Source organism: Streptococcus salivarius (assembly GCF_002094975.1).
GTDB lineage: Bacteria > Bacillota > Bacilli > Lactobacillales > Streptococcaceae > Streptococcus > Streptococcus salivarius_D.
On the sequence record NZ_CP015283.1, the window covers coordinates 127,037 to 152,914 of the forward strand.

Genomic DNA, 25,878 nt, shown 5'->3' on the forward strand with positions numbered 1-25,878 from the left:
CGCGAGAGATTTTGAGCGTAGAAAAATCTAGTCCAAAGACTGTCCAACTAGCCTGCAACAATTTTTACGAAATTTTCAACCATCTTAAGTCCATCTGGACTTCCGATGCTTTCTGGGTGATATTGCAAACCGTAAATAGGTAGCTCCTTATGTTGAATGGCCATAATTTCTTGATCATCAGTTGTGATAGCTGTCACATCAAAGCCCTCTGGCATTTGGTCAACAACGATGGAATGGTAACGCATGATTGGGACATCATTGTCGATATCCTTGAAAATAGGTGATGGCGTTTCAAAAGTGATGTTACTTTGTTTCCCATGCATGACATTCTTAGCCAAGCCAAGTTTACCACCAAAAGTTTCCGCAATAGCTTGATGCCCCAAGCAAATTCCCATCATCGGTTTTTTACCAGCGAAATCCTTGATTAAGGCTTCCATTTTACCCGCATCAGCTGGCCAACCTGGACCCGGTGAAAAGACAAGCCCGTCAGCTTTTTCCGCCTCTTCATAGAGGGTCTCATCATCGTTACGCAAGACCTTTACCTCTGTAAATGTCCCTAGGTATTGTGCCAAATTATAGGTAAAAGAGTCATAGTTATCAACTAATAAAATCATTGGGCATCTCCTATTCTTGTCATAGCTTTCGCCTTGTTAATCGTTTCGTAAAATTCATTTTCAGGAACACTATCGTAAACAACACCAGCACCTGCTTGAACATAGGCTTTTTGATTTTTGAGAATCATAGTACGGATGGCAATGGCAAAGTCCATATCTCCTGTCGCAGACAGATAACCAATAGCTCCCGCATAAATACCACGTTTTTCCTGCTCAAGCTCATATATACGACGCATGGCACGAATCTTAGGTGCTCCTGATACGGTTCCAGCTGGAAGGGTTGATTTTAGTGCGTCTAGTGCTGTCAATTCCGGTAAGAGTTGTCCCTTAACCACACTGGTAAGGTGCATCACATAGCGGAAATACTCAACCTCCATATACTTGGTCACCTTGACCGTACCATTTTTAGCAATCTTACCAATATCATTACGTCCCAAGTCAACCAACATACGGTGTTCCGCAGTTTCTTTGACATCATGTGAGAGTTCATCTGCCAAAGCCGCGTCTTCCGCCTCATTGGCACCACGAGGGCGAGTTCCAGCAATCGGATTGGTTACCACCTCTCCATTCTTCACTGAAACCAAACTCTCTGGGCTCGCACCAATCACCTGATAATCTCCAAAATCGTAGAAATAAAGATAGTTTGATGGGTTGGTCACACGCAAGTTACGGTAGTAATCTAAAGGATCTCCCTCAAAGTCCGCTGAAAAGCGTTGGCTAAGCACACATTGGAACATATCTCCCTCACGAATGAGTTTCTTGGCCTTAGCCACCATATCCATGAAGACTTCTTTTTCGATATGATTTGAAAATTGCAAGGCTTGCAAGGCTTGAGGCGTAAACTCGTTTGGCGCCTGAGTCTGGAGGTTGGTTACCACCTGACCAAGAGCTTGACGCACCGCATCGTTGTCACGACCAGAGTAGATATTGTCCTCAACCACATAGACCTTTTCCTTCTTGTGGTCAAAAATCAAATAAGACTCATAGATGAAGAAATGCATATCAGGTGTCCCAATCGTATCTTCAGGAATCTCACCGATATTTTCATAGAGACCAATCATGTCATAGCCTGCAAACCCGATAGCACCACCTGCGAAAGGTAGGTCAGACTTGATGCCCTTGACTGTTACTTGGTCCAAGTATTCGAAAGGATCTTGATCAATCGCCTTACCATTTTCATAAAGAACACCATCCTTGAAGGTTACTTCAAAGACCGGATTGTAGGCAACAATAGAAAAACGTGCATTTTCCTTCTCACGAGGAATAGATTCAAGGATAACCTTGTGTTCCCCTTGAACACGCATATAAGCCAAGATTGGTGTTAAGGTATCGGCTGGTAAAATTTTTCTCATAATATTTCCTTTCAAACTGGTTTATCGAGAGTAATAAGACTGATACAAGGCTCCTTTATAGGATGTATCGGCACCATATTATTCTTTGTTCACTTTCTCTTCCAAAGCAATAAATGCTTGAATCATGCTTCTCCAAACACTTTCAGCCACATCTGGCGATAAGCCAAGCTCTAGTGCCTCCTTACGACGGTTTGCTATCACTTGGGCAACACGATCACTAGCCTGGACAGCAACCTTGTCTCCCTTGGGTTTAAGCCGTCCTGCCTTTTCCACAAGTATTTGACGTTGGGCCAGTAGTCGAAGCAACTGTCTATCAATATTATCAATATCAATTCGAATATCGCTTAATGCATCCATAAATACCCAACCTTTCATTGAATAATGAAATAATACTTCTTTAAAGATAAAAGTAAACAAAAAACCTCACAGAGAAAAACTCTGTGAGGGCATTAAATCTAGTTTAACACGGTACCACCTCAGTTAATGGTCTCCAAAAAAACGACCATCATCTCTATCTCCTCTAACAAGGAGTTGCACGGTAAGGGGTGCCAACCGAGAAGAATATGTATTACCTTCTCATTATCATCCAATCAGCCCAATGTTCGCTCATCTCGATTACCTACTCACAATCACCGCAGGCTCCCTGAAAATCTAAGACCAGTTACTTTCTGATTTACCAACTATTGTACTCCTTTTTAGAGAGATGTCAAGAATTTTCTGTTAATTTTGACAATTCCTCCCTTATAAGATTCGTCCATACCTCATTCAGAGAGTGAGATAGTCTTGTCACCACACTTTACAAAATAAAAAAGCCCCCAAAGGGACTTCTTGGATTGATAAACAACGGCAGGGTGACAGTCCTGCATCTCTTTCAGACCCGAAGGTGCGGCGGCTGCCTCTTCCGCCCTCGTTGTTATTTCTTACCTATATTATATCACATTTTCTTAGCTCTACCAGCATTTAGATAGTTTTTCAGCTTAGAATCTTTAATCACAAACATGGTACGGACATTAAGTTTATCACATAATCTGACCGCTACCAGAACATTACCATCAATACGTTTGATATATTCCAAGGACTGGCCATTAGGATGGCGACCGATATAGTCCGGATGAGCAATAATCTCTGGAATACGTTCATAGGTAGCATCAAAATCACTGAATTCCTGGCGGTGTTTTTCCATATGCTTCTTACGTTGTGCAGACAGCGTGATTTCTTCACCAGGCTTGTAGTCCAAATCAAAAGCTTTAATGACTTTTGGCGTCAAGTGCCCTACTGTTTTCATGCCTCTATTGTACCATACCTCATACACATCAAGATCTTTCCTACTGTTGAGGTATCAAAAAAACTCAAGCCTGTTACCAAGCTCGAGTTTTGACTTATGTTTTTTGGAAAGCACCTTGTTTATAGCTAATCCAAAAGAAAAGTGGTATACAGATAGCCATTGCTACCAGATAGATTGGCAAGGTGTAGCTATTAAGTGTCGAAATTTCAATCACATCTCGAAGATAGTAAGAGCTAATTAAGAAACCAAAGACTGAGTAAATAATCAAGGCCACACGTCCCTTGTTCAACGGGATACAAGCACGAATAACGGCAAGAACACCCGTTGATCCCATCATATAGTAAGACAGCGTCAGCATGTCCGTATTGCTCATACCAAGATAGACCTGAGATAGATGGAAAATAAGAACACTGATAACCAGCATCAAGGCATTAGGAATAGACAACTGAAGCGAACGTCTGAGGAAATGTTTCTCAACAGGTCGTATATTACGTTCGAAGGTCAAAATAAATGGTGGAAGACCCTCGATAAATTGCCCCGCTAATGTCATCTGAACCTGAATGAATGGGAAGACCAAGAGGTACTCTGCCTTTCCAAAAACAATACTGGCAATACAGATAAGCCCCAAAAGGAAGGAATAGACCGTTTTGATGAGGAAAATAGGTGCAATGTGGGCAATATTATTAACCACACGACGTCCCTCAAATAGAATTTCAGGAATATCCTTAAACTCTGAATCCATAAGCACCAAGTTGGCAATCTGACGTGTAGCGGGATCCCCTTCAGCCATAACAATCGAACAGTCCGCCTCACGTAGTGCCAAGATATCGTTGACACCGTCACCAGTCATAGCTGTGGTATGCCCATTGGCATTAAGGGTTTGGATTAACAACTTCTTCTGATGTGGAGATACGCGACCAAAGATTGCCGTATCTTCAGCCAAAGCCTCCAACTCCTCATCACTGACCTTAGAACAGTCAATATAACTTTGATAATCCGCAAAACCAGCCTGGTGGGCAATATGAGAAACCCTCACAGGATTGTCACCAGAAATAATCTTAAGCGTCACATCTTCTGAACGTAGGTATTCCAAAGTTTCTGCAGCATCCTCACGAATAGGATCGGCAATTTCGAGCAAGGTCAAGCCTTCAACATCATTCGGCAAACTCATAGTCTCTGTATCAACCGCTGACTGACTCCATGCCAAAATCAAAACACGAGAACCACGAGCCTGCGCCTGATCGACTGCTTTTGGGTTTTCCTTAAGAAGCATCTCAGGTGCTCCCAAAAAGAGAGTTCCGACCCCGTCAATGCTCATAGCACCCCATTTACGATCACTTGAAAATGGGATAACATCCCCTACCTGATAGTGATGCTCCAGACCTTCATAGGCATTTCGAATCGCCTGAGCCGTTGCATTGTTATCCTTGCTATGCTGCATATAGGCCGCAAGCAAGCGCTCCAACTCCTCTTTCGTAAAACGCTCTGATAGTAGTTCCAGACCCTTAACGGTCATCTTTCCTTGTGTAATCGTCCCTGTCTTATCTAAACAAAGCACATCGACACGCGCCAAGGTTTCGACAGAGTACATCTCTTGCACCAGGATATGCTTCATTCCAAGCTTAATAACAGCCGTTAAAAGAGAGGTGATTGTCAAAAGGGCAATCCCCTTAGGCAACATTCCCAGAAGGGCTGTCGAACTGGTAACTACCGACTCTTGAAGAGAAAGCTGTTTAATCAAGTAAGCCTCAAAAAAGAGCGCAAGCCCAAACGGTATCACAATCTTGCCCGTAAACTTGGCAATCTTATCCATATTATAGAGGATACGTGACACGATTGGCTTATGCGTCTTGGCCTCTAGCATGAGTTTATTGGCGTAATTGTCCTCGGCTACGTTAATAACCTTAGCATAAACCTGACCACTTACAAGGTAAGAACCCGAGAGCAACTCCTTCCCATCCTTCTTGAGAATAAGATCACTCTCACCCGTCAGCATAGCCTCGTTGAGCTCAGCCATTCCATCAACAACCACGGCATCACTAGGCACCTGTTCACCCGCAGACAAGAGCATGATATCATCCAAGACAATATCCTGAGGATCAATAGAAGTCACCTCACCATCACGCACCACACGGATCTGATCCTTATTCATGAGATTGAGCTTATCAATCATGCGACGGGCACGCAACTCTGTCATCATCCCCGTAAAGGCATTAAGCACAATGATTCCGAAGAAAAAAAGATTCGACCAAGCCTGAACAGCAATCAAGGCCACAAAAATAGCAAAATTGAGCATATTAAAGGAGTTAAAGACATTACGCCTAAAAATCTCCCAGTTGCTGGAGCCAGTTTTTGCTTTAAAATGATTTGTTTTACCGGCATCTATCCGCCGCTTGACCTCCACCTGCGTCAAGCCTTGTAACTGTTTTTTCATAACTTTCATAGTAGCATAAAAATGAGGTGTTTTCAAAGGTTAGCCGTCATGGATAGCCAGGAAATAGACCTATTATATCGAACCACTCTCCCAACTATTTCACTCAACCTAAACTACTTTCAAATAGCAAAGGCAAGAGTTCCTACAAAACACTTCTATGCTATCTTATTCTCTAATTAAACCTACTTTGATAAATTAAATTAAACAACCATTGAAGATTAATTAATGGTTTTGGTTGCTCATCAATCACTGGTTGGACGGTTTCTCTAATTTCTTTTAGGACTTTTCGTTGATTATATTTAATCTTGTGATAACGTTTGTCAAAAGCATGTTGGATAGAAAAATTACGATTAAGAAGATACATATCATCTGACTCCGAATGAAAAAATAGAGTATCACCTGTAAGATCTAATACAGACGTTTTCGTTCCTTTTTCTCTAGTTATAGCATACGATCCGTCATCATCATAGCTAATACCATCTATTTCCGGTGTATAGGCCCAACCCATATTCTCCATCAGCATAATGATGTCCGGTTCTGTTCCCTCTTTATGAGGAATATGCTGAGCATAATAAACAGAGTTAAATTTTATATTAATAAAAGTAAATAGACTCATTCCCAAGACTGTATACAGCCCTATAACTAGTCCTACAAGAATCCCTAAAAAATTTCTTTTTTGCATTGTCACTTCTCTTTCTTTTTTATCTCCAATCGAATTTTGACTGGATTAACAATAAACCATTGTACAGTATTTATCATAGGTCTTACAATTTAATGATTTGTAATTGCTCTAACATTTGTTATGAATAAGAAAAAATCAAGTCTTTACAAATTTCTTCAATACTCCTCCCCACTTTGTCAATCAAGCTAAACATGGTATAATAGTTAAGATTTTTATACTACTTATTTCTGGGTAGAAGTGGGCAGTAAATTTTAACAAACAAGGGCTAACCCCTTGATATGAAAGGAATCTAGAAACTATTATGATGAACATGCAGAACATGATGAAGCAAGCTCAAAAGCTTCAGAAACAAATGGAAAAAAGCCAAGCTGAGTTGGCTGCTACAACCTTCACTGGAAAATCAGCACAAGACTTGGTTGTTGCTGAATTGACTGGTGACAAAAAAGTGGTCAACATCACTTTTGCTGATGCTGTCGTGGATCCTGATGATGTGGAAACACTTCAAGATATGACTGTTCAAGCACTTAACGATGCTCTTGGACAAATTGACGAAGCGACTAAAAAATCAATGGGTGCCTTTGCCGGTAAATTGCCATTCTAAAAAATGAAAAGGAATCTCGCAGTTCCTTTTTTCTATTAACAATTCAGTCATAACATACAAAAGACTTGGACAAGAAATCCAAGTCTTTTTAAGATAGTCATATAAAAATTTTATTCTTCAACCAAAGCAAGACCTGACTGTGCGTCTTCTTCGTTGGCCAATTTATAGCGATTCTTTTGACCTAAGTAGATGCTCGCTGAATTTAATGAACTTTCTAAATTAGGGTAATTCACATCTTCATTCGCTGTTTGGATAGGTACCGGTCCTGAAATTAATAGCTCATCAGCATTCTTGACATAAATCTGGTATTCTCCAACTTCGCTAGTTTGAGCTAAAATCTCATTCAACAAGTCTGGGTTAAGCGTTTGAGCGACACCATCAACCACTTGATTAGCGTCCTGCTTATGCTCCGATGAGTCCACTACTTCAGTGATAACGATGTAGTCAGGAGTTTCCTCATCTGAAACTTTAGTTCCTTCAGTTTCTGGCTGTTTTTGTCCAGGTGTTTCTTGCTTCTTCGTCTCTTGAGCTTGTCCATCATGGGTCTTCAATTCCTCATCACTAACGGTTTGAACTTTAGTTTGATTAGCATCTAAATCAAGTTTTGGAGCTTCTTTGACATCAGCTGAAGCTCCACTGGTACCCATGAATAGAGCTAGAGTCCCCAAAGTAGCAATCAAGCTGATTACTGCTTTGCCGATAAAACCATTATCTTTGTTTTTAATCATAAATCCCTCACTATTTGTTTGGTTAGCTCTAACTGGCTAACAACGAGTCCAATTTGCTGCTGTAGGTGGTAAAAGGTTGGTTGAGCTGTTTGACCAACCCTTCACCCAGATAACAATCTTAGCATGCAAAAACCTTGATTTCAAGCATTTCTTTAATTTTTAAGCATTTTAAATAAATGACAACTTCATGTCTTAAAATTGATGACAATCTATTATCTGATTAGCTTTTTTACGCTATGCAAATGGTAATTTCTTTAAATGGTACTTAGGGAAATAATACTTGTTTTTTAGACAGATTCTTCAGAAACCACTTTTGCTGACTTACCTCCTCCAAAAATTTATCGGATAGCAAAATTCTGTCCAAACACTTTAAATGCAACTATAAAAAGAATTCTTGATTCAGGAAGTGGAGTTTTCAACATCCTAAAATACTATTAGAAACTAAAACCCCTCAATTAGACCAAAGAAAGCTACAACAAAAGTATTTATAAAACGCATCCCAATAAACAACTCATTCTAAAAATGCGCACCTCTCATTTAGATATCTAATTTTAAAGTATTTACAACTTCTTTAAAAATAACTAACACACAAAAAATGATTACGAAAAGGCCGCTATTTCCCCATGAATAAATTAACCCATATAGAAAATGTATCTTCCAAATGCAAAAAAATGGCGGTATTCTGGATATATCCATGCTCGAAACTATGAAAAAACTCTTTATCCATCATCAACTCTGACGCAAAAGTAGATTCCCTCTGACACCCCTATGGTGAAACATTTACCGACCTAAAGCCTCCGACAATGATGGAAATTTGGAAAAATGGGAAATCCACTCAGTAAAAGACTAAAAATAACCTAACTTTATAACTATTCCACCAAATTTTCACCTCACTCAAAGCTCATCTAGAATAGGTTTTTCTCATGTGTAAACGCTTCACTCAAATTTCTGTCACATGTAAGAAAATCTTATCGTCTTTTGAACCTTTTTTTGCTTCAAAACCTAGATATTCCAAGGAAAATCCGTTACAATAGAGTACGGAAAGATAGGTAATTATCAGCATCATTATTTTCGTATGAAAGGGAAATTCATGGCTTATATTCAAATGAAGCATAGCTATAAACGCTATAAAACCGGTGATCTGGAAATTATCGCAAACAACGACGTAAGCTTTGATATTGAAAAAGGGGAGCTTGTCGTTATTCTCGGTGCCTCTGGTGCCGGGAAATCAACCGTTCTTAACATCTTGGGTGGTATGGACACCAATGACGAAGGCCGCGTCATTATTGATGGTAAGGATATCTCTGAATACACAGCTAAAGAACTGACAACCTATCGTCGTGAGGACGTTGGCTTTGTGTTCCAATTTTACAACTTAGTTTCAAACCTTACGGCCAGGGAAAACGTCGAACTAGCATCCGAAATCGTTCCAAACGCTAAAGATGCTACTCAAACACTCGTCGAAGTCGGTTTGGGAGACCGCTTAGACAACTTCCCATCACAACTATCTGGTGGGGAGCAACAGCGTGTTGCCATTGCACGCGCCGTTGCCAAAAATCCAAAGATCCTTCTTTGTGATGAACCAACGGGGGCTCTGGATTATCAAACAGGGAAACAAATCCTGACCCTCCTTCAAGAAATGGCTCGCAAACAGGAAACAACTGTTATTATCGTGACCCATAATGCTTCTCTAGCTCCAATCGCCGATCGTGTCATTCGAATGCACGATGCCAAGATTAAGAGTGTGGAACTTAATCCTAATCCACAAAAAATCGAGGACTTGGAATACTAGAAAGGAGCACCGTCATGAAAAAAACAACTTATTGGAAAGATGTTTGGCGAACCTTTGTAGCTTCTAAAGGGCGTATGCTCTCTATTGCCTTGCTTATGGCACTGGGATCCTTTGCCTTGATTGGTCTTAAAGTAACTTCTCCTAATATGAAAAAAACTGGGGAACACTTCTTCAAGACGCATCAAACAGCTGACTTGACCTTAATCAGTACTTACAGTATCAACCAAACCGATCAGGACCTTCTCAATACGATTAAAAAGAAGAATGTAGATATCGAGTATGGTTATTTCAAAGATGCTGTCATCAAGGGGAAGAATACGGCATTTCGTATTTTCTCTAAACCTAATAAAATCTCTACTTACGACCTTATTGAGGGGAAACTTCCTACTAAGGACGGGGAAATCGCTCTTTCCTCAACTTATAAAGAAGAATATAGCGTCGGAGATAAGATTAACTTTTCTGAGCCAGTAGATAGCTCAGGGCAAAAACAGTTAAAGGAACAAACATATACCATTACTGGTTTTGTTAATTCCTCTGAACTTCTCTCTAGGAACCGCCTTGGTAATGCCAGCGCTGGTACGGGGAAACTGGATGGCTATGCCATTGTTCCAGAGACGGACTTCACCTCTAATGATTATATGATTGCCCGCATCCGCTACAAGGATTTGGAAAATGTTAGTCCTTTTAGCAAGGAATACGCAAATAAGATTTCTGAACGAAAGGCTGAACTCAAAGAACTCTTTAAAGACGAACCTGAGAAACGCCTCGCTGAAATCAAGTCACAGTCTCAAGCTCAAATTACTCAAGCTAAACAAGAGCTTGAAACAGCACTCGCACAGACCCAGCAAATGGCTACAAGCAACCCTGCTGAAGCTGCTAGCGTCAAAGAAGCTACTGCCAAGATTGAAGCCAAACAAAAAGAACTCGAAGAAAGTCAAGCAATGGTTGATAATTTACCAGCGCCTAGCTATCAATTCTACTCTCGTCGAGAGATTCCGGGTTCTGAGGGATATGTTGCTTATGAAAGTAATATTAACATCATTCACGATGTGAGTAATATCTTCCCTGTCGCTCTCTACTTTATGGCAGCTTTGGTTACCTTTGTAACCATGGGACGCTTTGTTGAAGAAGAACGTGGTAAGGCTGGTATTTTCAACGCCCTAGGCTACAGTAATTCGCGAATTATCCATAAATTCGTCATTTATGGTTTGATAACGAGTATTACTGGTACAACTGCAGGTGTTATTACCGGTCATACACTACTTCCGCTTCTAATCCACAACACTTATAAGAGCGATTTGCAACTTCCTGCTTTCGAATTGCACTTCTACCTAGGACTTACTCTTGTGGCCTTCCTTTTAGGTCTCTTATCTGCTGTGCTACCTGCCTTTGCGGTTGCCAAGAAAGAGCTCTGGGAAAAACCTTCCCAACTCCTCCTTCCAAAACCACCTCGTGCAGGAGCTAAGATTGTCCTAGAACGCATCACACCTCTTTGGAAACGTCTCAGCTTTACGGAAAAAGTTACCATGCGTAATATTTTCCGCTATAAGCAACGGATGTTTATGACCCTCTTTGGTGTCGCAGGTTCTATTGCACTGCTCTTCGCAGGTTTAGGCATTCGATCTTCTGTATCTAACCTTAACCAGCAACAGTTTGAAGACATCATTCACTATGATATGATTGTTGCCAAGCAACCAAATACGTCAAGTGCTTTGGATGAGGAACTCACCAAACTCCTCGATAGTAAAGACGTTAAAGAATACTTGAATGTCCATTTTGAAACCTTGCAAAAAATTGCCGGTAGCAACAAGGACACTCAGGAAATCTCAACCCTTGTCTTTAATGACCGTGACGATAAACTCGTTGATAGTTACGTTAGCTTGCATGACCGAGACCGTAATAAGACTCTCAAGCTATCTAATGACGGAGCTATTATCTCTGAAAAAATGGCAAAACTCCTAAACCTCAAGGTTGGAGATACCATTACTGTGCAAAACAGTCAGGATGAGTCTGTCAAGATTAAGATAGCTGGTATCACTGAAATGTACATGGGGCATTTCCTCTTTATGAATGCTAGCTACTACCAAAAAGCTTTTGGGACACCTTCAGTGAATAATGCCAACCTTATTACTCTCGCTGAACCAACTAAGCAAAATGTTGAAAATATGGCAGCCAAATTCATCAACTTACCTAATGTTTATGGCGTTGTTCAAAACAACAACCTTAAACTGCAAATCAGCACTATGGTCAATTCATTGACACAAGTTATTGGTATCTTGATTACGGTTTCCATTCTCCTTGCTGTGGTTGTTCTCCATAACCTCACTAACATCAACGTTTCAGAACGTATCCACGAGCTTTCAACCGTTAAGGTTCTTGGTTTCTACAATAACGAAGTATCCCTCTACATCTATCGTGAAACCATTTACCTTTCAATCATCGGTATCTTCGTAGGGTTCGGTCTTGGACAGGCACTTCACCATTATATGGTAAGCATCATTCCTCCAGATCGTATCATGTTTGATCCATCTCTCGGATTGGCTACCTACCTTTTACCAGCTGTCCTTATCGGCATAATCCTTATTATCCTTGGCTTCGTCATCAACAAACGTCTTGCCAAACTTAATATGCTTGAAGCCCTAAGCTCAGTTGAATAAGCTAAAAACGCCTGAGAAGTAATTCTCAAGCGTTTTTTATGTTCGATAACCTATTTTGTTTTAGTCTTAGCCAACTCCAGACAGTAGGTTTTCACATGACAATGAGGACAAGTCAGCTTACGAGTCCTTGGTGTATGTCCAGCAATGGCAAATTCTTTAAAACTTGGATCAAAGATCCTATGACAATTAGGACAGAGGTATTCAACCTGCTTTCTATAATGATATACCAATAGATTTATGGCTATTAAAAATGTCGGACAGACAACAAACAAACCTCTGGGATCCTTAAAATAATAAATGACAACCAGTAGGCCCATCAGATAAAGAAGGGAGGTTAGAATGACACTCCCATACATTCTCAACTGCAAATGACGCCATGATTTTTGATTTTCCATAAGACGTGAAATGTCTGACAAATCTTCCAACGAAAGTTGACGCCGCTTAGCAGTGGCTTTTTGCAAGTGACGGGCACGTTTTAGTCTGACCTCTATTTCCTCTGAAGACTTTTCCAAGCTTTCGATTTGGTCTGTCAACAACAGCTCTAAAACCTGTTCCCTATTCTCCTCTTGCAAGAGTTTTTGGATTTGTTTGATTGAGAAATCCAAATCTCTTAAGAAACAAATGACTTGCAGTCGTTCCAAGTCTGATTCGTGATAGATTCTCCGACCACCCTCTGTGACTTCAGATGGCGTCAAGATCCCTCGTTGATCATAGTACTGGACAGTCCTAACAGACACTTCTGCTGCTTTAGCCAACTCTCCTGTTGAAAACTGCGACATCTCAGTCACCTCCTTTTAAGATTTTCTATCAAAGGAGGTCTTTCACCACCTTTGATACCTAGATTCCACCTTATAACGTAAGGTAATATGCAAGCTATCACCCTAGAGGATTTTCTTTTCTTACAGAAAAAGTTAGCTATCACTCTTTACAGCCTTTACAGTTCTTGTAAAGCTTTAGTCGAAAAGACCGCCCAAACCTAAGGCTGCAAAAGGATTGTTACTGACTTCTTCCTGTTGCTCCAAAAGTTTGGCATTCTCATCTAATTCGAGAAACTTCTCGTAAATCTGAGCGGTCATCCGAGCATCCTCCAAGCTGTTATGCCCGTGTCCCTTGATTCCGAAGAAATCTGCCACACTGGTTAGCTTGAGATTGACAATACCATTCAAATCCGAAGCACGACGGTCAAAGGCCTCATCAAAAACATCTAAAGCATATTGCTCTTCCAAGTCTAAACCATTTTCCAACAAAATAGGCAAGTCCGACTTAAGGGCATTGTAGCCGATAAGTGGAGTGTCGCCAACAAATGATTTAAAATCCGCCAGAACGGACTCTAGCTTTGGTGCCTTGGCAATCTTATCCGCTGTAATTCCCGTCAAACCATTGATAAAGGACTGTAAAGGAACGTCCGAATAGACAAAAGAGTCAAACTGATCCACTTCCTCATGCTGATCCATCTTAATGGCAGATACTTGGATAATATGGCTAACACCATCCACTGTGTTGAACTCCAAATCAAAGGCAATATAAGTTTCTAAATTTTCCATTTTATCTCCTATAATAGTTAAAGCTGAGACTGAGTCCCAGCTTCTTTTTTATTTTCCAAATAGACGTCCAAAGAAACCTTTTTTAGAAGCTTCTTCTTGTTTGGTCTGGATTTCTTCCACTTGGGCCTTGGCTTCGTCAACCTCAACCTTAGCCTCATCGAGTTCCAGTTTAAGCTCTTCCTTGTCCTTCATAGCAGTCAAGGTCAATTGTTGCTGTTGATCGATTTGCTTGTCCTTTTCAGCGATTTGAACGTCTTTGACACGCAATTGATCATCCATGTTAGACAACTGCTCATCCTTAGCCTTCAACTGAGCATAAAGACGGGCAATCTCAGAGTTTTTCTCGTCTACAAGAATCTCTAACAACTCACGTTGCTTTGTTTCTTCATCGATTGGCTCATCGTCAAAGATGGTTTTCTTGTAGATTTCCTCCAACTTAATCAAGCCGCTGCGTTTAACGACAGTAACCCCTTTAGCATTTTTTTCTAGATCTTCTTCTGGAAGTTGTTTGACACGATTATTGACTGCTTGACGACTAACGCCAAGGATTTCAGCAATCTCGCTGACTGTCTTTTCAATACTCATAATAGCCTCATTTTCTCTTGAAATGTCTTACTATGAGAATATCACAATCACTCCTTTCTGTCAATTTGACTAGTTATTCTGGATATCTGAAGGACTCTTTTTAAGTTCCTTTTTCCTTTCACTCTTCAAACAATTTACTTGATAGGAAGCTAAGCTTTTGGTAAACTATGTGTGGGTATAAATGTATATAGAAGGAAAGTCTTTGACTTAAACAATCGGTACTTCCAAATTAGGTTTGGCCGGTATCAGATCTGTTGTATCTAGGAATGGTGGGAACAATTCCACAAGGTTTGGGATTTTCATTCTTGCTCCAATTATGGGTGGCATTCGAGCAACCTTGGTTGCAAAACTGCTTGATATTGAAGCATAAATCACATTATCTTCAACGGTTTGACTGTTGGAGTTTTTTTATTGTCAATCCACTCGCTCACTAAAGTCTCATATTGCCATCCGAGATTGAAAAAAGCCCTAAATTATGCCATAATAAACAAAAGCAAAATAGAAAGAATGAGTCCTATGAAAAACTTCCGTGATGATATTAAGGTCAATTATTTGGCCCAGCCCTTCTTAGAGCCAATCGTTGAACAAATGACCACTGTATTCGACCCTGAGATTGAGCTAGACATTTACAACCTTGGTTTGATTTATGAAATCACCGTCGATGAAAATGGCCACTGCTACTTCCTTATGACCTTTACTGATACTGGTTGTGGCTGTGAAGAGACTATGCCTTATGAAATCGCTGAAAAGCTAAAATCCATTGACGGCATTAACTCTGTCAAGGTGGAAACCACTTATTCACCAGTCTGGAAGATGACACGTATCAGTCGTTATGGACGCATTGCCCTTGGTATCTCACCTCGAGGCGGAAAATAAAAGGAAAACCGATTGGACATTTCCAACCGGTTTTTTTGAGGCTAACAGCAGATAGACGATCACTTTTTCATGATGCTGCCATCAACTGTCTCAGGATTTAACACCAAAAAATCACATCGAACAAATGATATGATACCTCTTAAGTAGACAAGGTAAATACCTAAAATCTACTTAAGAGGTATTTTTATGTCTAGAAGAGAAAGATTCACCCCATACGAGAAAGAACAAGCTTGTCTCGATTATATTAATGGAAATCGTTCCAGATCTGAAATATGTAACTGTCTCCATATTTCCACAAGGACGATTCAAGATTGGGCCGCCATCTATAAAAAATATGGGATTTTAGGATTCACAAAGAAAACAAAAAACAGTTCCTATTCAAAAGAATTTAAAATGGAACTTGTAGAAAAATGTATTAGTGGTGAGGCTTCATCTATTGATTTAGGTCATCAGTATGATATTTCTTCAGGACTTTTAAGAAAGTGGATTAGGATGTATAATGCCAATATAGAACTTAAGGATTACAATCCAAAACAGGGGGTCTATATGGCAAAAGCAAGACGTAAAACTACTATTGATGAGCGTAAAGAGATTGTCAATTATTGTATTGAACACAATCGCAATTATAAGGAAACGGCGTCACTTTATGATGTTTCTTATAGCCAAGTGTATTCGTGGGTGAAAAAGTATGATAGTGATGGTGAAGAAGGTTTAGTTGACAAAAGGGGTCATCACAAACTAGATGATGAGGTTGATGAATTAGAACGTTTACGAAGAGAAAATGTGCGCTTAAAACGTCAGTTAGAAGAAAAGGATATGGCTGTTGAACTCTTAAAAAAAGTGAAAGAATTCGGAAGGATGTGAGGCTAGGGAAACAGCGCCACGAATCAAAATACTTAGCGATTGAAGACTTCAACACAAATAAAGGGTGGAGCATTAGCTGGATGTGTCATCAGCTCGGCATTACGAGGTCTGCATTTTATAAATGGAAACATAGAATAGTTCCAGAACAAGAACAATTAAACAGCGAAATTGCGGAATTAATTAAAGAATATGACGAACGTTTTTCACACATCTTGGGATACCGAAGAATGACCGATTGGATCAATCATTTCAATCATACGAATTACTCAAGAAAGAGAATTCACCGAATTATGAAAATACTCGATATTCACGCTTTTATCCGTAAGAAAAGGAAAAAATACAAGACTGCCAAGTCTGAAGAAACTGCAGAAAATAAGTTATCAAGAAACTTCTATACGACTGCTCCGAACAAAAAATGGGTAACAGATGTTACAGAGTTTAAGATTCCTAACTCTCATAAGAAACTTTATCTGAGTGCCATACTTGATTTATATGACCGCTATCCTATTGCTTTTGTCATAAGTGGTCGAAATGACAATCGGCTAGTCTTCAAAACATTTGACAAAGCTATTGAAAAAAATCCCACAGCTAAGCCTATATTTCACAGCGATAGAGGGTTTCAATATACCAATAAAAACTTTCAAAAAAAGCTGAAAGATACTGATATGATTCAATCCATGTCAAGAGTAGGCCATTGTATTGATAACGGACCAATAGAAGGTTTTTGGGGAATTATAAAATCGGAAATGTATCAGATGTATGAGATTTCAGATGAGGCCTCCCTCCGATATGCCATCAAAGACTATATCCGATTTTACTGTCAAGAGCGTCCACAAAGCAGATATGACTGTAGAACGCCTTTGGAAGTCAGAAACGCTGCCTTAACATCAGAACATCCTTTGTCATACCCAATCGCTAAGAATAACAAAATTGAAAAGTACAAGTCAAAGTGGTCTGCATAAAAAAACAGCCGTACATTTATTTTGTACGACTGACCTTCAAAAACAGACACTTTTTTAGATATTTAACCTGTCTACTTGACAGGGGGCATATCAAAATGTCCGGTGTGATTTTATTTTATATCATGTAATTAGGCTTTACCTGATTTATCCATGTTCCAGAAGTCGGTAACGGCACCACGAGATGCTGATGAAACGATGTGAGCATACTTACCGAGGACACCACGGCTATAAAGTGGTGGCAACTCAGTCTCAGCTTTACGTTTCGCCAACTCTTCGTCTGAAACGTGCATAGTAATTTCTTTAGTATCTTGGTCAACTGTAACCATATCACCTGTACGGAGGTAGGCAATAGGTCCACCAACCTGAGCTTCAGGAGCAATGTGACCAACAACGAGTCCGTAAGTACCACCTGAGAAACGTCCATCTGTCAAGAGGGCAACCTTGTCCCCTTGACCTTTACCAACGATCATTGATGACAATGACAACATTTCTGGCATACCAGGACCACCCTTAGGACCTACAAAACGTACAACAACTACGTCGCCATCAACGATTTCATCAGAAAGAACGGCTTCGATGGCATCTTCTTCTGAGTCAAATACTTTAGCAGGACCAGTAATGTTACGAACTTTAACCCCTGATACTTTGGCAACCGCACCTTCTGGAGCCAAGTTACCTTTCAAGATAATCAATGGACCATCAGCACGTTTAGGATTTTCAAGTGGCATGATGACTTTTTGACCTGGTGTCAAATCATCGAAGGCCTCCAAGTTTTCTGCAACAGTCTTACCAGTACATGTGATACGATCACCGTGAAGGAAACCATTCTTAAGAAGGTATTTCATAACGGCTGGCACACCACCGACATTGTAAAGGTCTTGGAAGACATATTGACCTGATGGTTTCAAGTCAGCCAAGTGAGGCACACGCTCTTGGAAATCGTTGAAATCTTCAAGTGTCAAATCAACATTAGCGGCGTGAGCAATAGCGAGCAAGTGAAGTGTCGCATTGGTTGAACCACCAAGTGCCATTGTGACGGTGATGGCATCTTCAAAGGCTTCACGTGTCAAGATATCTGATGGTTTAAGACCTAGTTCAAGCATCTTAACAACCGCACGACCTGCTTCTTCGATATCTGCTTTTTTCTCAGCCGATTCTGCAGGGTGAGATGATGATCCTGGAAGACTCATACCCATTACTTCGATGGCTGTCGCCATTGTGTTGGCAGTATACATACCACCACAACCACCAGGGCCAGGGCAGGCATTACATTCAAGTTCTTTAACCTCTTCGGCAGTCATATCACCGTGGTTCCATTTACCGATACCTTCGAAAACAGAAACCAAGTCGATATCCTTACCGTTAAGATTACCTGGTGCAATGGTACCACCATAGGCAAAAATCGCTGGAATATCCATGTTAGCAATAGCAATCAGAGAACCAGGCATATTCTTATCACAACCACCAATAGCAACAAAGGCATCGACGTTGTGACCACCCATAGCTGCTTCGATTGAGTCAGCAATGATATCACGAGATGTCAATGAGAAACGCATCCCTGGTGTCCCCATGGCAATACCATCAGCAACGGTAATCGTACCAAATTGAACTGGCCAAGCACCCGCGTCTTTAACACCTTCTTTGGCAATTTGACCAAAACCGTGCAAGTGGATATTACATGGTGTGTTCTCAGCCCAAGTTGAGATAACCCCAACAATAGGCTTTTCAAAACTATCATCCGTCATCCCAGTCGCACGAAGCATGGCACGGTTAGGTGATTTAACCATGCTATCGTAGACAGATGAACGGTGTTTCATGTTATTTTCAGACACGATATTTTCCTCCATAGTTAATAACTATTCTAATTTAAACTTCTACTCCTATTCTAACATAAATTGTCTAAAAAGACTGACCATTTACCAACTATTCTCCCTTTTTAAATTATGCTAAAATAAAGGCATGAAACATTTTGATACTATCGTTATTGGTGGGGGGCCTGCTGGCATGATGGCAACCATTGCCTCAGCCTTCTATGGCCAACAAACCCTCCTAATTGAAAAAAACAAACGTCTCGGAAAGAAGCTGGCTGGTACTGGTGGTGGACGTTGTAATGTTACTAACAACGGAACTTTAGACGACCTTCTAGCAGGCATTCCTGGTAATGGACGTTTCCTCTATAGCGTCTTTTCACAATTTGATAACCACGATATCATTGCTTTTTTCGAGGACAATGGTGTCAAACTCAAGGTTGAGGATCACGGACGCGTCTTCCCTAAGACAGATAAATCACGGACCATTATCCAAGCTCTGGAAAATAAAATTCAGGAACTGGGTGCTAGTATCCTTACCAATACAGAAGTTGTCTCCGTCAAAAAAGTTGATGAGCAATTCCAAGTCAAGTCTCCAGACCAGACTTTTACCAGTGATAAACTCATCGTTACAACTGGAGGAAAATCTTACCCATCGACTGGTTCAACTGGTTTTGGACATGATATTGCCCGCCATTTTAAGCTCCATGTCACTGATCTTGAAGCTGCGGAAAGTCCACTCCTAACCGACTTTCCTCACAAGGCTTTACAGGGAATTTCTCTTGACGATGTCACTCTGTCCTATGGCAAACACAAGATTACCCACGACCTTCTTTTCACCCATTTTGGCCTATCTGGACCAGCTGCCCTACGTCTTTCTAGCTTTGTTAAGGGTGGTGAGATTGCCCATCTGGACTTTCTTCCCAACCAAAGTCTAGAAAATCTCAAGACTTACTTTGAGGAAAATCGCGAGAAATCTGTCAAAAACACCCTCAAAGCGCTTGTGCCTGAGCGTGTTGCTGAATTCCTAGCAGAAGATAAGGCTGATAGCAAGGTTAAACAACTGCACCCCAAAGACTTGGAAAACATTATCAGTCAGCTTAAGGACATGGAAATCCCAATCACAGGTAAAATGTCACTTGCTAAATCCTTTGTGACTAAAGGTGGCGTTGACCTTAAGGAAATTAATCCCAAGACCCTAGAAAGTAAAAAAGTCCCTCACCTACACTTTGCAGGAGAGGTCCTTGATATCAACGCCCACACTGGTGGCTTTAACATTACTAGTGCCCTCTGTACTGGTTGGGTTGCAGGTATTCAAAGCCCTTGAGACTAGGTAGTTTTTTCAAATAAGGACAACAAAAAGGTCCCTTCTGTCATAGAAGGGATTTTTTGTCTATTTCTCAAAGGAGAGGAGGGGATTCGAACCCCCGAGCCCCGTTAAGGACTACACGCTTTCCAAGCGTGCGCACTCGGCCTCTATGCGACCTCTCCACAACAAACGATTAGCCATTAATAGACTAATCGTTATTTTTAATCAAGTTTTCAAGAGTTAATCTTTAAACTGAGCCTCTACTCGGTAGATGACCTGCCCTTTTTCCGAGAACTTACGCTCGTATTCAGTCATGACGTTGCCTTCATAATCACTGGCATGAAGGTCCAACCAAACTTTGTTGAGAACCATTCCATACTGTGAAAAGCTCGCCAAACTGTATTCGAAAAGTCCACGGTTGTCTGTCTTAAAGTGAATCTCTCCATTTTCAGGCAAAATTTGCTTATAAGTATCTAGGAAAGTCTTGTATGTCAAACGACGTTTCTCGTGGCGACTCTTAGGCCATGGATCTGAGAAATTCAGATACATCATATCCACTTCGCCATCTTCAAAATAATTGGTCAAGGCTGAACCATCCACGCGCAAGAGTTTGACATTTTCAGCACCCGAAGCCAAAACCTTATCCAAGGCATAGCTCAATACAGACAGCTGAATATCAATACCAATGTAGTTGATGTCAGGGTTTTGTTGGGCCATACCAGTAATGAAGGCCCCTTTACCAGATCCTACCTCGATATGGATAGGATTGTCATTACCAAAAAGCTCATGCCACTTACCTTTAGCAGCCTCCGGCTCAAGGATAACGTACTGAGGATGGTTAGCTAGGTGTTCCTCTGCACCTTTACGTTTTCTAACTCGCATGTCTACTTTCTAATATCTGTGCAAGGTCTCTCTGAATTTACGAAGTTCATAAATTTCTCGGTTGGCATGTTCCATATCACGACTATCAAAGAATTTTGAAATCTGTGTCAAATATGAAAACTGCCCATACCAGTAAATCTTGTCCATCACAAGGTCGTTGTTCTTATAGCCATAGTATGACAACCACTGTGGCCAATGTGCCAATGGAATGTAATGGCTGAGGATCTGCGCCACATCATACATACGATCTGTTAGACGTACAGAATCCCAATCAACCAAATAAATCAATCCTGAGGTTGTGATGACAAAGTTACTATGACGAGCATCTCCGTGAACAATTGTTGCAATTTCCGCACGAAACTCTGGAAGATGACGTTTCAAATCTCTAACAACATCTTGAAGGAAGCCATTCTCACGCAATTGGTAAGCGGCATTTTCCTCCCACTCGTGTAGAAGATCGAAAGGATTTTCAATATGATAATCCAACTGCAAGAGTTGATTAACCAAGTGTTTAGAGCGGTGCAAATTACCAAGAATTTGGATAATCTGTTTACTGTTCATGTCATGTTTGGTCAAAATACGACCATCAAGCCACTCCTGTGCACTCATCATGTCACCATTTCCCAGACGCTTAGCCCACAAGAGCTGGGGCGCAATCTGTTCCTTGGCAAGAGCTGCCAAGATTGGTGTTGTATTCATCTTCACAAAGACGCGATCTCCGTTTGGGTAAGTTCCCATATAGGCCTTACCACTATTTCCTTTGAGAGGAGTCAGGCTCAAATCTTTATCTGTTGATGTCACCTAGGCATCTCCTTTTTCTTTAGTCATTTGTTTCTATTTTAACTTATTTAATAGGTGTTAGTCAATCATCTTCTTAAGCTTAGCTGGTAGGTAAACAAGGCTCAAAACTAGCATCATTCCAACCAAAATCAGGCTAAATTTAAGGTCGAAGAGACAAACAGCCTGTACCAGAGTCATCCCAAGTACAATCTGGGTAATCAAGCGCTTAAGATTGCTCACCTGCATGTCTTTTCCAACTGGCATAAGGTTAGCCATTCTCTGATAAGCAAAGTGCGATTTAAGTGCCGTGAGCTGGAAGAGCAAGAGGTAGTCAAAAACAACCACAAGCACCATAGCCAGCCATTTTTCAGGAACCAAAAAGATAACTAGAAGCGTTAGGGCAAACAGGCGTAGGCTAAGGGCAAAGTAATCTCCAGAACGCAAGAAGGCCCTTAGGTAAAGATTGTACCAGGTATGTTCCTTGTCTTTCTTTGTACGTTTGAGAATAGCATCCAAATAAGCACGGCGTTTAACACTCGACGTAATCCCTTTAACATTGGTAAAGAGTGAAAAGAACTTCAGAATCGATTGTTGACGCTTATTTTCCGCTGCAATAGCCTCAGTCCAATTCAGTCCAGACTGCTTATAAAAAGGTTGAGCCTTTTTCTGGAAAATAAAGTACTTAAGAATAGCCATAGCCACAGCTACAAGGATAACTCCCCAAACTGGAAGTCCCAAGGCTAAAAAGAGGGGAATAACCAAAATAAAAATCAGGGTTTGTACGATTACCCAAAATCTAAAAGCACGCCCTGTTGCCTTCTTAACATGGTCTAACACCTCTTCTTCCTTCACCAAAAGGTAATGCTTATCAGCTGGCTCTAAATAAGTCGCAATATTCCCCCAGAAAGGCAATAGAAGACAAAGCACTAGCAAACCAAGAATGATTGCCCACGGATTCTTTGGAAAATGTCGAAGCAACTGGCTATACTGAACCAAGACAAAACCTAACAGAAAGAGAAGAACCAAGATAAAGTGATCATTAAAGACGTAGCGGCTATACTTAGCACAGCGGGCATTGAATCGCTTGCTACGCTCCATAAATAGCTTAGCTATCATGACAATTCTCCCTTAGTTAGCTGCATGTAGATATCGTTAAGACTAGCACTATCATCGCCAAAAGTCTGACGGAGCTCCTCAAGATTTCCCTGTGCCAAGACCTGTCCATGATGCAAAATCACGAAGCGGTCGCACATCTTCTCAGCTGAATCCAAAACGTGTGTAGACATGAGAATTGCCTTGCCCTTAGCTTTTTCCTCAGCTAAAAGCTCAATTAAGTCGGAGATTGCCAAGGGGTCCAAGCCCAAGAAGGGTTCATCAACTATGAAAAGACTTGGATTCACAATAAAGGCACAGATAATCATGACCTTCTGCTTCATCCCCTTTGAAAACTGAGTCGGGAACCAATCTAACTTTTCATCTAAGCGAAAGAGTTTGAGGTACTTGTCCGCACGTGCCATACCCTCAGTCACATCAAGACCATAGGCCATCAGCACAGTTTCCAAATGTTCACGAAGCGTCAATTCTTCATAGAGACTTGGTGTTTCGGGAATATAACCTATCTTCTGACGATAGCTGGCTGGATCTTGTTGAATAGTTAACCCATCAATGGCAATCTGTCCCCCATAAGGTGTTAAGAGACCAATAATCTCGTTAATTGTTGTTGATTTCCCAGCACCATTAAGACCAATGAGACCAACTAATTCACCATCAGCCACCTCAAAGGTCACATCTTTTAGGACGGGAATATTAGCGTAACCACCCGTCACCTTTTCTAATTTAAGCATTATCTTTTCTCTCTTTGGTATGATATAATCTATTATAACAAAAACTCATGGAAAGGTCGTTATTATGGATAATTGTATTTTCTGTAAAATTATATCTGGGGAAATCCCATCATCAAAAGTCTACGAGGACGACAAGGTCTTAGCCTTCCTCGATATCTCACAAGCTACAAAAGGACATACCTTGGTCATTCCTAAAGAACACGTTCGCAACATTTTAGAAATGTCTGCTGCGACTGCTGAGACTGTCTTTAGCCGTGTTCCAAAAATTGCCCGTGCCGTGCAAAAAGCAACTGGAGCTATCGGCATGAATATCCTTAATAACAACGAAGAGGTTGCTGGACAAACCGTCTTCCACGCCCACATCCACCTCGTTCCTCGTTACGGTGCAGATGACGGTATCCACATGAGCTTTGATGAACACGAACCTGACTTTGCTGCCCTTGCCAACCTTGCTGACAGCATTGCTAAAGAGGTAACAGAATGAAAATCGGACGCTATCTAGCTCTTGGAGCCCTCGCCTATGGTGCCTACTACGCTTACACACGACGTGAAGACATCAAGGAAGAACTCCTAGACCTCAACCAATCACGAGAAAATATCTCCTACGATTTGGATAATATCAAACGAAACCTTGACATCATCAAGGAACAGAACCTGGTACTTGCTGACATCAAACAAGACCTCAACTATAAAACACGTGTCTTCAAGAAAGACCTTGAACCCCGACTCAACATCATCCAAGAACGCTTGCAAAAGTATCAAGGTGAGGACAAAGAATAAAGGTAAGTAGCATGAAGCTACTTACCTTTTTTGCTGATGAAAAATCGACAACTACTTGTATTCTGTAAAAATCAATTTAGCGTCATCAGCCTTTGTTGACTCGTCATATCCACTATAATTAATACTTATAACTTGATTTTTCTTTAATTTAACAACAACATCTGTATTGCCTGAATTGTATTCTTGGCTTTTTGAAGTGTTTGAATCTAAATCTTCAATGGTGATACTCCAACCAAGATTACTAAATTCTGGATTAAGATTAACGTTAGTACTTAATTTGTAGGTTCCTTCCTTAATATCTCTACCTACAATAAATTCTCCCTGACCAAGTTCATTACTTGGCTCAACTTCCTTAGGTACTGCATTAAATTTTACTTTTGAAATATTTTGTAACTGAAGAGTGTCTCCATCAAATAAAATAAGTCTAATCTTTGAAGCATCATTTGTAATATTTCCAACTGCACCTGCAACAAAGTTTATAAAAAGACCATCTTCAGACTTTCTTGTTCCTAAAATATTCCCTGAACCACCCGTAACCTCGATATCATAGATTCCCGGCTCAACATCACCTTTTTTGCCTACAGTAATATCATCAGTAACATAAATTTCATCTGTAGATTTGGAGCTATCAATAAGTTTTTGGAAAGGATCTGACTTAGTAACCTTAACATCTGATTGTTTTACCTTAGGATTGCCCTCCGATGTCTTACTATCACTTTGACACCCCACCAATGTAGTACCAACGAATAGTAAAAGAATAAATGCAATTAATTTTTTCATAGTATTTTCTCCTAAAATTATTTTTTACTTTGTAATGTTACTGTTGCTTCTGAATCGATTGATTTGATTAGCGAAGTATAATATTTTTCTGCTGATTCCTCTATTATACTTCTGTGATCGTTTAAATAAGATTCCTGCTCCTTGTTAGAAAATCCTTCTGCAACTGCTTTACCAGTATCAATATTAGGAGTTGATGCACTCAAGATTCCCCCACTAGTGTCATATAATTTATAAGGACTATCTTTATCTAGTCCTACACCAATGGGCTCAAATTTAGACAAAGTCACAAGATAATGGTGTTCACCTTCTTTACTAATAGAAACACCTTTTTTAATACCGAATTTTGCAGTATAGTTAAGAATAATAATTGCTCTCTTTTCAGAACCAGGAATTACAAATTTAGTACCAAATAACTTTGTATTATCTTTAATTGTTTTGACTTTCTGTATACCAACATTTAACAAAACCACTTCTTGAACTTTTTCAATTTTTTTTATAGTTGAATATGTATTTGTAGTTTGGTTCGATTCACTGTTTGCTGTAGAAAAACTAATATATAATCCAAAAACTAGTCCCAGTAAAGCAATAAGTCCAATACCGACTGCTTTCCAAAGTAAAATCTTTGTTTTAAAAAACTTTTTAACTAATTTCATTCACATTCTCCTACTTCTTCAAAAACAACTGGACCAACAGTGCTAAAATTACAATCCCAGCTGCAA

The 25,878-nt window shown here is 40.3% G+C and carries 26 protein-coding genes and 1 tRNA gene; 9 read left to right on the top strand and 18 right to left on the bottom strand.

Going from position 1 to position 25,878, the window contains the following annotated elements; all coding sequences use genetic code 11:
• Positions 1–47: 47 nt before the first annotated feature.
• From V471_RS00630 to V471_RS00655, 6 genes are all read right to left on the bottom strand, one after another.
• Entirely contained in the window at positions 48–614 is a 567-nt protein-coding gene (locus V471_RS00630) for an aminodeoxychorismate/anthranilate synthase component II (RefSeq protein ID WP_013991050.1), read from the bottom strand.
• Positions 611–1,966 (bottom strand): anthranilate synthase component I, encoded by a 1,356-nt coding sequence (gene trpE, locus V471_RS00635; protein WP_045769080.1) that lies wholly within the window; start codon positions 1,964–1,966, stop codon positions 611–613. Before trpE ends, V471_RS00630 begins: the two co-directional genes overlap by 4 nt.
• Positions 1,967–2,044: 78 nt before the next feature.
• Complete coding sequence (locus V471_RS00640; RefSeq protein ID WP_070850170.1) at positions 2,045–2,323, bottom strand: chorismate mutase; 279 nt, start codon at positions 2,321–2,323, stop codon at positions 2,045–2,047.
• A 577-nt stretch (positions 2,324–2,900) separates the two neighbouring features.
• Positions 2,901–3,251, bottom strand: a complete 351-nt coding sequence (locus V471_RS00645) for a PBECR3 domain-containing polyvalent protein (RefSeq protein ID WP_014634923.1) — start codon at positions 3,249–3,251, stop codon at positions 2,901–2,903.
• Positions 3,252–3,345: 94 nt separating this feature from the next.
• Positions 3,346–5,694 carry a cation-translocating P-type ATPase gene (locus V471_RS00650; protein ID WP_084870994.1) on the bottom strand — a complete coding sequence of 783 codons (2,349 nt, stop codon included), beginning with the start codon at positions 5,692–5,694 and terminating at the stop codon, positions 3,346–3,348.
• 163 nt (positions 5,695–5,857) lie between these two features.
• A complete protein-coding gene (locus V471_RS00655; protein WP_084870995.1) occupies positions 5,858–6,367 on the bottom strand; it encodes a hypothetical protein in 510 nt (169 codons plus the stop codon).
• A 301-nt stretch (positions 6,368–6,668) separates the two neighbouring features.
• Here V471_RS00655 and V471_RS00660 point away from each other — a divergent pair, with 301 nt between their 5' ends.
• Positions 6,669–6,968, top strand: coding sequence for a YbaB/EbfC family nucleoid-associated protein (locus tag V471_RS00660; RefSeq protein ID WP_002884818.1), 300 nt, complete (start codon positions 6,669–6,671; stop codon positions 6,966–6,968).
• A gap of 110 nt (positions 6,969–7,078) precedes the next feature.
• Here V471_RS00660 and V471_RS00665 read toward each other — a convergent pair whose 3' ends face one another.
• Positions 7,079–7,696, bottom strand: a complete 618-nt coding sequence (locus V471_RS00665; protein ID WP_045769077.1) for a hypothetical protein — start codon at positions 7,694–7,696, stop codon at positions 7,079–7,081.
• 1,090 nt (positions 7,697–8,786) lie between these two features.
• Here V471_RS00665 and V471_RS00670 point away from each other — a divergent pair.
• Both V471_RS00670 and V471_RS00675 read left to right on the top strand, forming a co-directional pair.
• Positions 8,787–9,488, top strand: a complete 702-nt coding sequence (locus V471_RS00670) for an ABC transporter ATP-binding protein (RefSeq protein WP_045001504.1) — start codon at positions 8,787–8,789, stop codon at positions 9,486–9,488.
• A 14-nt stretch (positions 9,489–9,502) separates the two neighbouring features.
• Positions 9,503–12,145: an FtsX-like permease family protein gene (locus V471_RS00675; RefSeq protein WP_014632706.1), complete on the top strand. Its 2,643-nt coding sequence runs from the start codon at positions 9,503–9,505 to the stop codon at positions 12,143–12,145.
• A 50-nt stretch (positions 12,146–12,195) separates the two neighbouring features.
• Here V471_RS00675 and V471_RS00680 read toward each other — a convergent pair whose 3' ends face one another.
• From V471_RS00680 to V471_RS00690, 3 genes are all read right to left on the bottom strand, one after another.
• Positions 12,196–12,924 carry a MerR family transcriptional regulator gene (locus V471_RS00680; protein ID WP_084870996.1) on the bottom strand — a complete coding sequence of 243 codons (729 nt, stop codon included), beginning with the start codon at positions 12,922–12,924 and terminating at the stop codon, positions 12,196–12,198.
• A gap of 174 nt (positions 12,925–13,098) precedes the next feature.
• Positions 13,099–13,689, bottom strand: a complete 591-nt coding sequence (locus V471_RS00685) for a 3'-5' exonuclease (protein ID WP_070579620.1) — start codon at positions 13,687–13,689, stop codon at positions 13,099–13,101.
• A 48-nt stretch (positions 13,690–13,737) separates the two neighbouring features.
• On the bottom strand, positions 13,738–14,274 hold the full coding sequence (locus V471_RS00690) for a DUF536 domain-containing protein (protein WP_002884601.1): 537 nt from the start codon (positions 14,272–14,274) through the stop codon (positions 13,738–13,740).
• Between the two features lie 516 nt (positions 14,275–14,790).
• Here V471_RS00690 and V471_RS00695 point away from each other — a divergent pair.
• From V471_RS00695 to V471_RS11025, 3 genes are all read left to right on the top strand, one after another.
• Positions 14,791–15,150 (top strand): metal-sulfur cluster assembly factor, encoded by a 360-nt coding sequence (locus V471_RS00695; RefSeq protein WP_084870997.1) that lies wholly within the window; start codon positions 14,791–14,793, stop codon positions 15,148–15,150.
• 186 nt (positions 15,151–15,336) lie between these two features.
• Positions 15,337–16,014 (top strand): helix-turn-helix domain-containing protein, encoded by a 678-nt coding sequence (locus V471_RS00700; protein ID WP_045771627.1) that lies wholly within the window; start codon positions 15,337–15,339, stop codon positions 16,012–16,014.
• Positions 16,011–16,976, top strand: coding sequence for an IS3 family transposase (locus V471_RS11025; protein WP_045771628.1), 966 nt, complete (start codon positions 16,011–16,013; stop codon positions 16,974–16,976). Before V471_RS00700 ends, V471_RS11025 begins: the two co-directional genes overlap by 4 nt.
• 128 nt (positions 16,977–17,104) lie before the next feature.
• Here the strand turns inward: V471_RS11025 and ilvD are convergent, their stop codons facing one another.
• Positions 17,105–18,823: a dihydroxy-acid dehydratase gene (gene ilvD / locus V471_RS00710; RefSeq protein ID WP_170314552.1), complete on the bottom strand. Its 1,719-nt coding sequence runs from the start codon at positions 18,821–18,823 to the stop codon at positions 17,105–17,107.
• 112 nt (positions 18,824–18,935) lie between these two features.
• On the opposite strand from ilvD, the gene V471_RS00715 reads away from it, so the two are divergent.
• Entirely contained in the window at positions 18,936–20,111 is a 1,176-nt protein-coding gene (locus V471_RS00715) for a BaiN/RdsA family NAD(P)/FAD-dependent oxidoreductase (RefSeq protein ID WP_084870998.1), read from the top strand.
• A 77-nt stretch (positions 20,112–20,188) separates the two neighbouring features.
• Here the strand turns inward: V471_RS00715 and V471_RS00720 are convergent.
• The 5 genes from V471_RS00720 to V471_RS00740 all read right to left on the bottom strand — a co-directional run bounded on the left by V471_RS00720 (position 20,189) and on the right by V471_RS00740 (position 23,599).
• Positions 20,189–20,275 (bottom strand) — tRNA-Ser (locus tag V471_RS00720).
• Between the two features lie 58 nt (positions 20,276–20,333).
• A complete protein-coding gene (gene trmB, locus V471_RS00725; RefSeq protein WP_003096317.1) occupies positions 20,334–20,975 on the bottom strand; it encodes a tRNA (guanosine(46)-N7)-methyltransferase TrmB in 642 nt (213 codons plus the stop codon).
• A 9-nt stretch (positions 20,976–20,984) separates the two neighbouring features.
• Positions 20,985–21,776, bottom strand: a complete 792-nt coding sequence (gene ccrZ, locus V471_RS00730) for a cell cycle regulator CcrZ (RefSeq protein WP_002884270.1) — start codon at positions 21,774–21,776, stop codon at positions 20,985–20,987.
• 57 nt (positions 21,777–21,833) lie between these two features.
• The gene (locus tag V471_RS00735) at positions 21,834–22,868 is read right to left on the bottom strand and encodes an ABC transporter permease (protein ID WP_415244984.1); all 1,035 of its coding nucleotides are present in this window, start codon (positions 22,866–22,868) and stop codon (positions 21,834–21,836) included.
• Positions 22,868–23,599 (bottom strand): ABC transporter ATP-binding protein, encoded by a 732-nt coding sequence (locus tag V471_RS00740; protein ID WP_014632700.1) that lies wholly within the window; start codon positions 23,597–23,599, stop codon positions 22,868–22,870. The genes V471_RS00735 and V471_RS00740 overlap by 1 nt, the downstream gene beginning before the upstream one ends.
• Positions 23,600–23,663: 64 nt before the next feature.
• On the opposite strand from V471_RS00740, the gene V471_RS00745 reads away from it, so the two are divergent.
• Positions 23,664–24,083, top strand: a complete 420-nt coding sequence (locus V471_RS00745) for an HIT family protein (protein ID WP_014632699.1) — start codon at positions 23,664–23,666, stop codon at positions 24,081–24,083.
• On the top strand, positions 24,080–24,379 hold the full coding sequence (locus V471_RS00750) for a hypothetical protein (protein WP_084871000.1): 300 nt from the start codon (positions 24,080–24,082) through the stop codon (positions 24,377–24,379). Before V471_RS00745 ends, V471_RS00750 begins: the two co-directional genes overlap by 4 nt.
• Positions 24,380–24,430: 51 nt before the next feature.
• On the opposite strand, the gene V471_RS00755 is transcribed toward V471_RS00750, so the two are convergent.
• Together V471_RS00755 and V471_RS00760 are read right to left on the bottom strand one after the other, a co-directional pair.
• A complete protein-coding gene (locus tag V471_RS00755) occupies positions 24,431–25,159 on the bottom strand; it encodes a hypothetical protein (protein ID WP_084871001.1) in 729 nt (242 codons plus the stop codon).
• A gap of 17 nt (positions 25,160–25,176) precedes the next feature.
• A complete protein-coding gene (locus tag V471_RS00760; RefSeq protein ID WP_084871002.1) occupies positions 25,177–25,812 on the bottom strand; it encodes a DUF4230 domain-containing protein in 636 nt (211 codons plus the stop codon).
• Positions 25,813–25,878: the final 66 nt, after the last annotated feature.

What these genes read in the sequence shown, in the direction of transcription:
- V471_RS00630 (WP_013991050.1), bottom strand. Translation starts at nt 614, where the DNA reads ATGATTTTATTAGTTGATAACTATGACTCTTTTACCTATAATTTGGCA.
- trpE (WP_045769080.1), bottom strand. Translation starts at nt 1,966, where the DNA reads ATGAGAAAAATTTTACCAGCCGATACCTTAACACCAATCTTGGCTTAT.
- V471_RS00640 (WP_070850170.1), bottom strand. Translation starts at nt 2,323, where the DNA reads ATGGATGCATTAAGCGATATTCGAATTGATATTGATAATATTGATAGA.
- V471_RS00645 (WP_014634923.1), bottom strand. Translation starts at nt 3,251, where the DNA reads ATGAAAACAGTAGGGCACTTGACGCCAAAAGTCATTAAAGCTTTTGAT.
- V471_RS00650 (WP_084870994.1), bottom strand. Translation starts at nt 5,694, where the DNA reads ATGAAAGTTATGAAAAAACAGTTACAAGGCTTGACGCAGGTGGAGGTC.
- V471_RS00655 (WP_084870995.1), bottom strand. Translation starts at nt 6,367, where the DNA reads ATGCAAAAAAGAAATTTTTTAGGGATTCTTGTAGGACTAGTTATAGGG.
- V471_RS00660 (WP_002884818.1), top strand. Translation starts at nt 6,669, where the DNA reads ATGATGAACATGCAGAACATGATGAAGCAAGCTCAAAAGCTTCAGAAA.
- V471_RS00665 (WP_045769077.1), bottom strand. Translation starts at nt 7,696, where the DNA reads ATGATTAAAAACAAAGATAATGGTTTTATCGGCAAAGCAGTAATCAGC.
- V471_RS00670 (WP_045001504.1), top strand. Translation starts at nt 8,787, where the DNA reads ATGGCTTATATTCAAATGAAGCATAGCTATAAACGCTATAAAACCGGT.
- V471_RS00675 (WP_014632706.1), top strand. Translation starts at nt 9,503, where the DNA reads ATGAAAAAAACAACTTATTGGAAAGATGTTTGGCGAACCTTTGTAGCT.
- V471_RS00680 (WP_084870996.1), bottom strand. Translation starts at nt 12,924, where the DNA reads ATGTCGCAGTTTTCAACAGGAGAGTTGGCTAAAGCAGCAGAAGTGTCT.
- V471_RS00685 (WP_070579620.1), bottom strand. Translation starts at nt 13,689, where the DNA reads ATGGAAAATTTAGAAACTTATATTGCCTTTGATTTGGAGTTCAACACA.
- V471_RS00690 (WP_002884601.1), bottom strand. Translation starts at nt 14,274, where the DNA reads ATGAGTATTGAAAAGACAGTCAGCGAGATTGCTGAAATCCTTGGCGTT.
- V471_RS00695 (WP_084870997.1), top strand. Translation starts at nt 14,791, where the DNA reads ATGAAAAACTTCCGTGATGATATTAAGGTCAATTATTTGGCCCAGCCC.
- V471_RS00700 (WP_045771627.1), top strand. Translation starts at nt 15,337, where the DNA reads ATGTCTAGAAGAGAAAGATTCACCCCATACGAGAAAGAACAAGCTTGT.
- ilvD (WP_170314552.1), bottom strand. Translation starts at nt 18,823, where the DNA reads ATGGAGGAAAATATCGTGTCTGAAAATAACATGAAACACCGTTCATCT.
- V471_RS00715 (WP_084870998.1), top strand. Translation starts at nt 18,936, where the DNA reads ATGAAACATTTTGATACTATCGTTATTGGTGGGGGGCCTGCTGGCATG.
- trmB (WP_003096317.1), bottom strand. Translation starts at nt 20,975, where the DNA reads ATGCGAGTTAGAAAACGTAAAGGTGCAGAGGAACACCTAGCTAACCAT.
- V471_RS00740 (WP_014632700.1), bottom strand. Translation starts at nt 23,599, where the DNA reads ATGCTTAAATTAGAAAAGGTGACGGGTGGTTACGCTAATATTCCCGTC.
- V471_RS00745 (WP_014632699.1), top strand. Translation starts at nt 23,664, where the DNA reads ATGGATAATTGTATTTTCTGTAAAATTATATCTGGGGAAATCCCATCA.
- V471_RS00750 (WP_084871000.1), top strand. Translation starts at nt 24,080, where the DNA reads ATGAAAATCGGACGCTATCTAGCTCTTGGAGCCCTCGCCTATGGTGCC.
- V471_RS00755 (WP_084871001.1), bottom strand. Translation starts at nt 25,159, where the DNA reads ATGAAAAAATTAATTGCATTTATTCTTTTACTATTCGTTGGTACTACA.
- V471_RS00760 (WP_084871002.1), bottom strand. Translation starts at nt 25,812, where the DNA reads ATGAAATTAGTTAAAAAGTTTTTTAAAACAAAGATTTTACTTTGGAAA.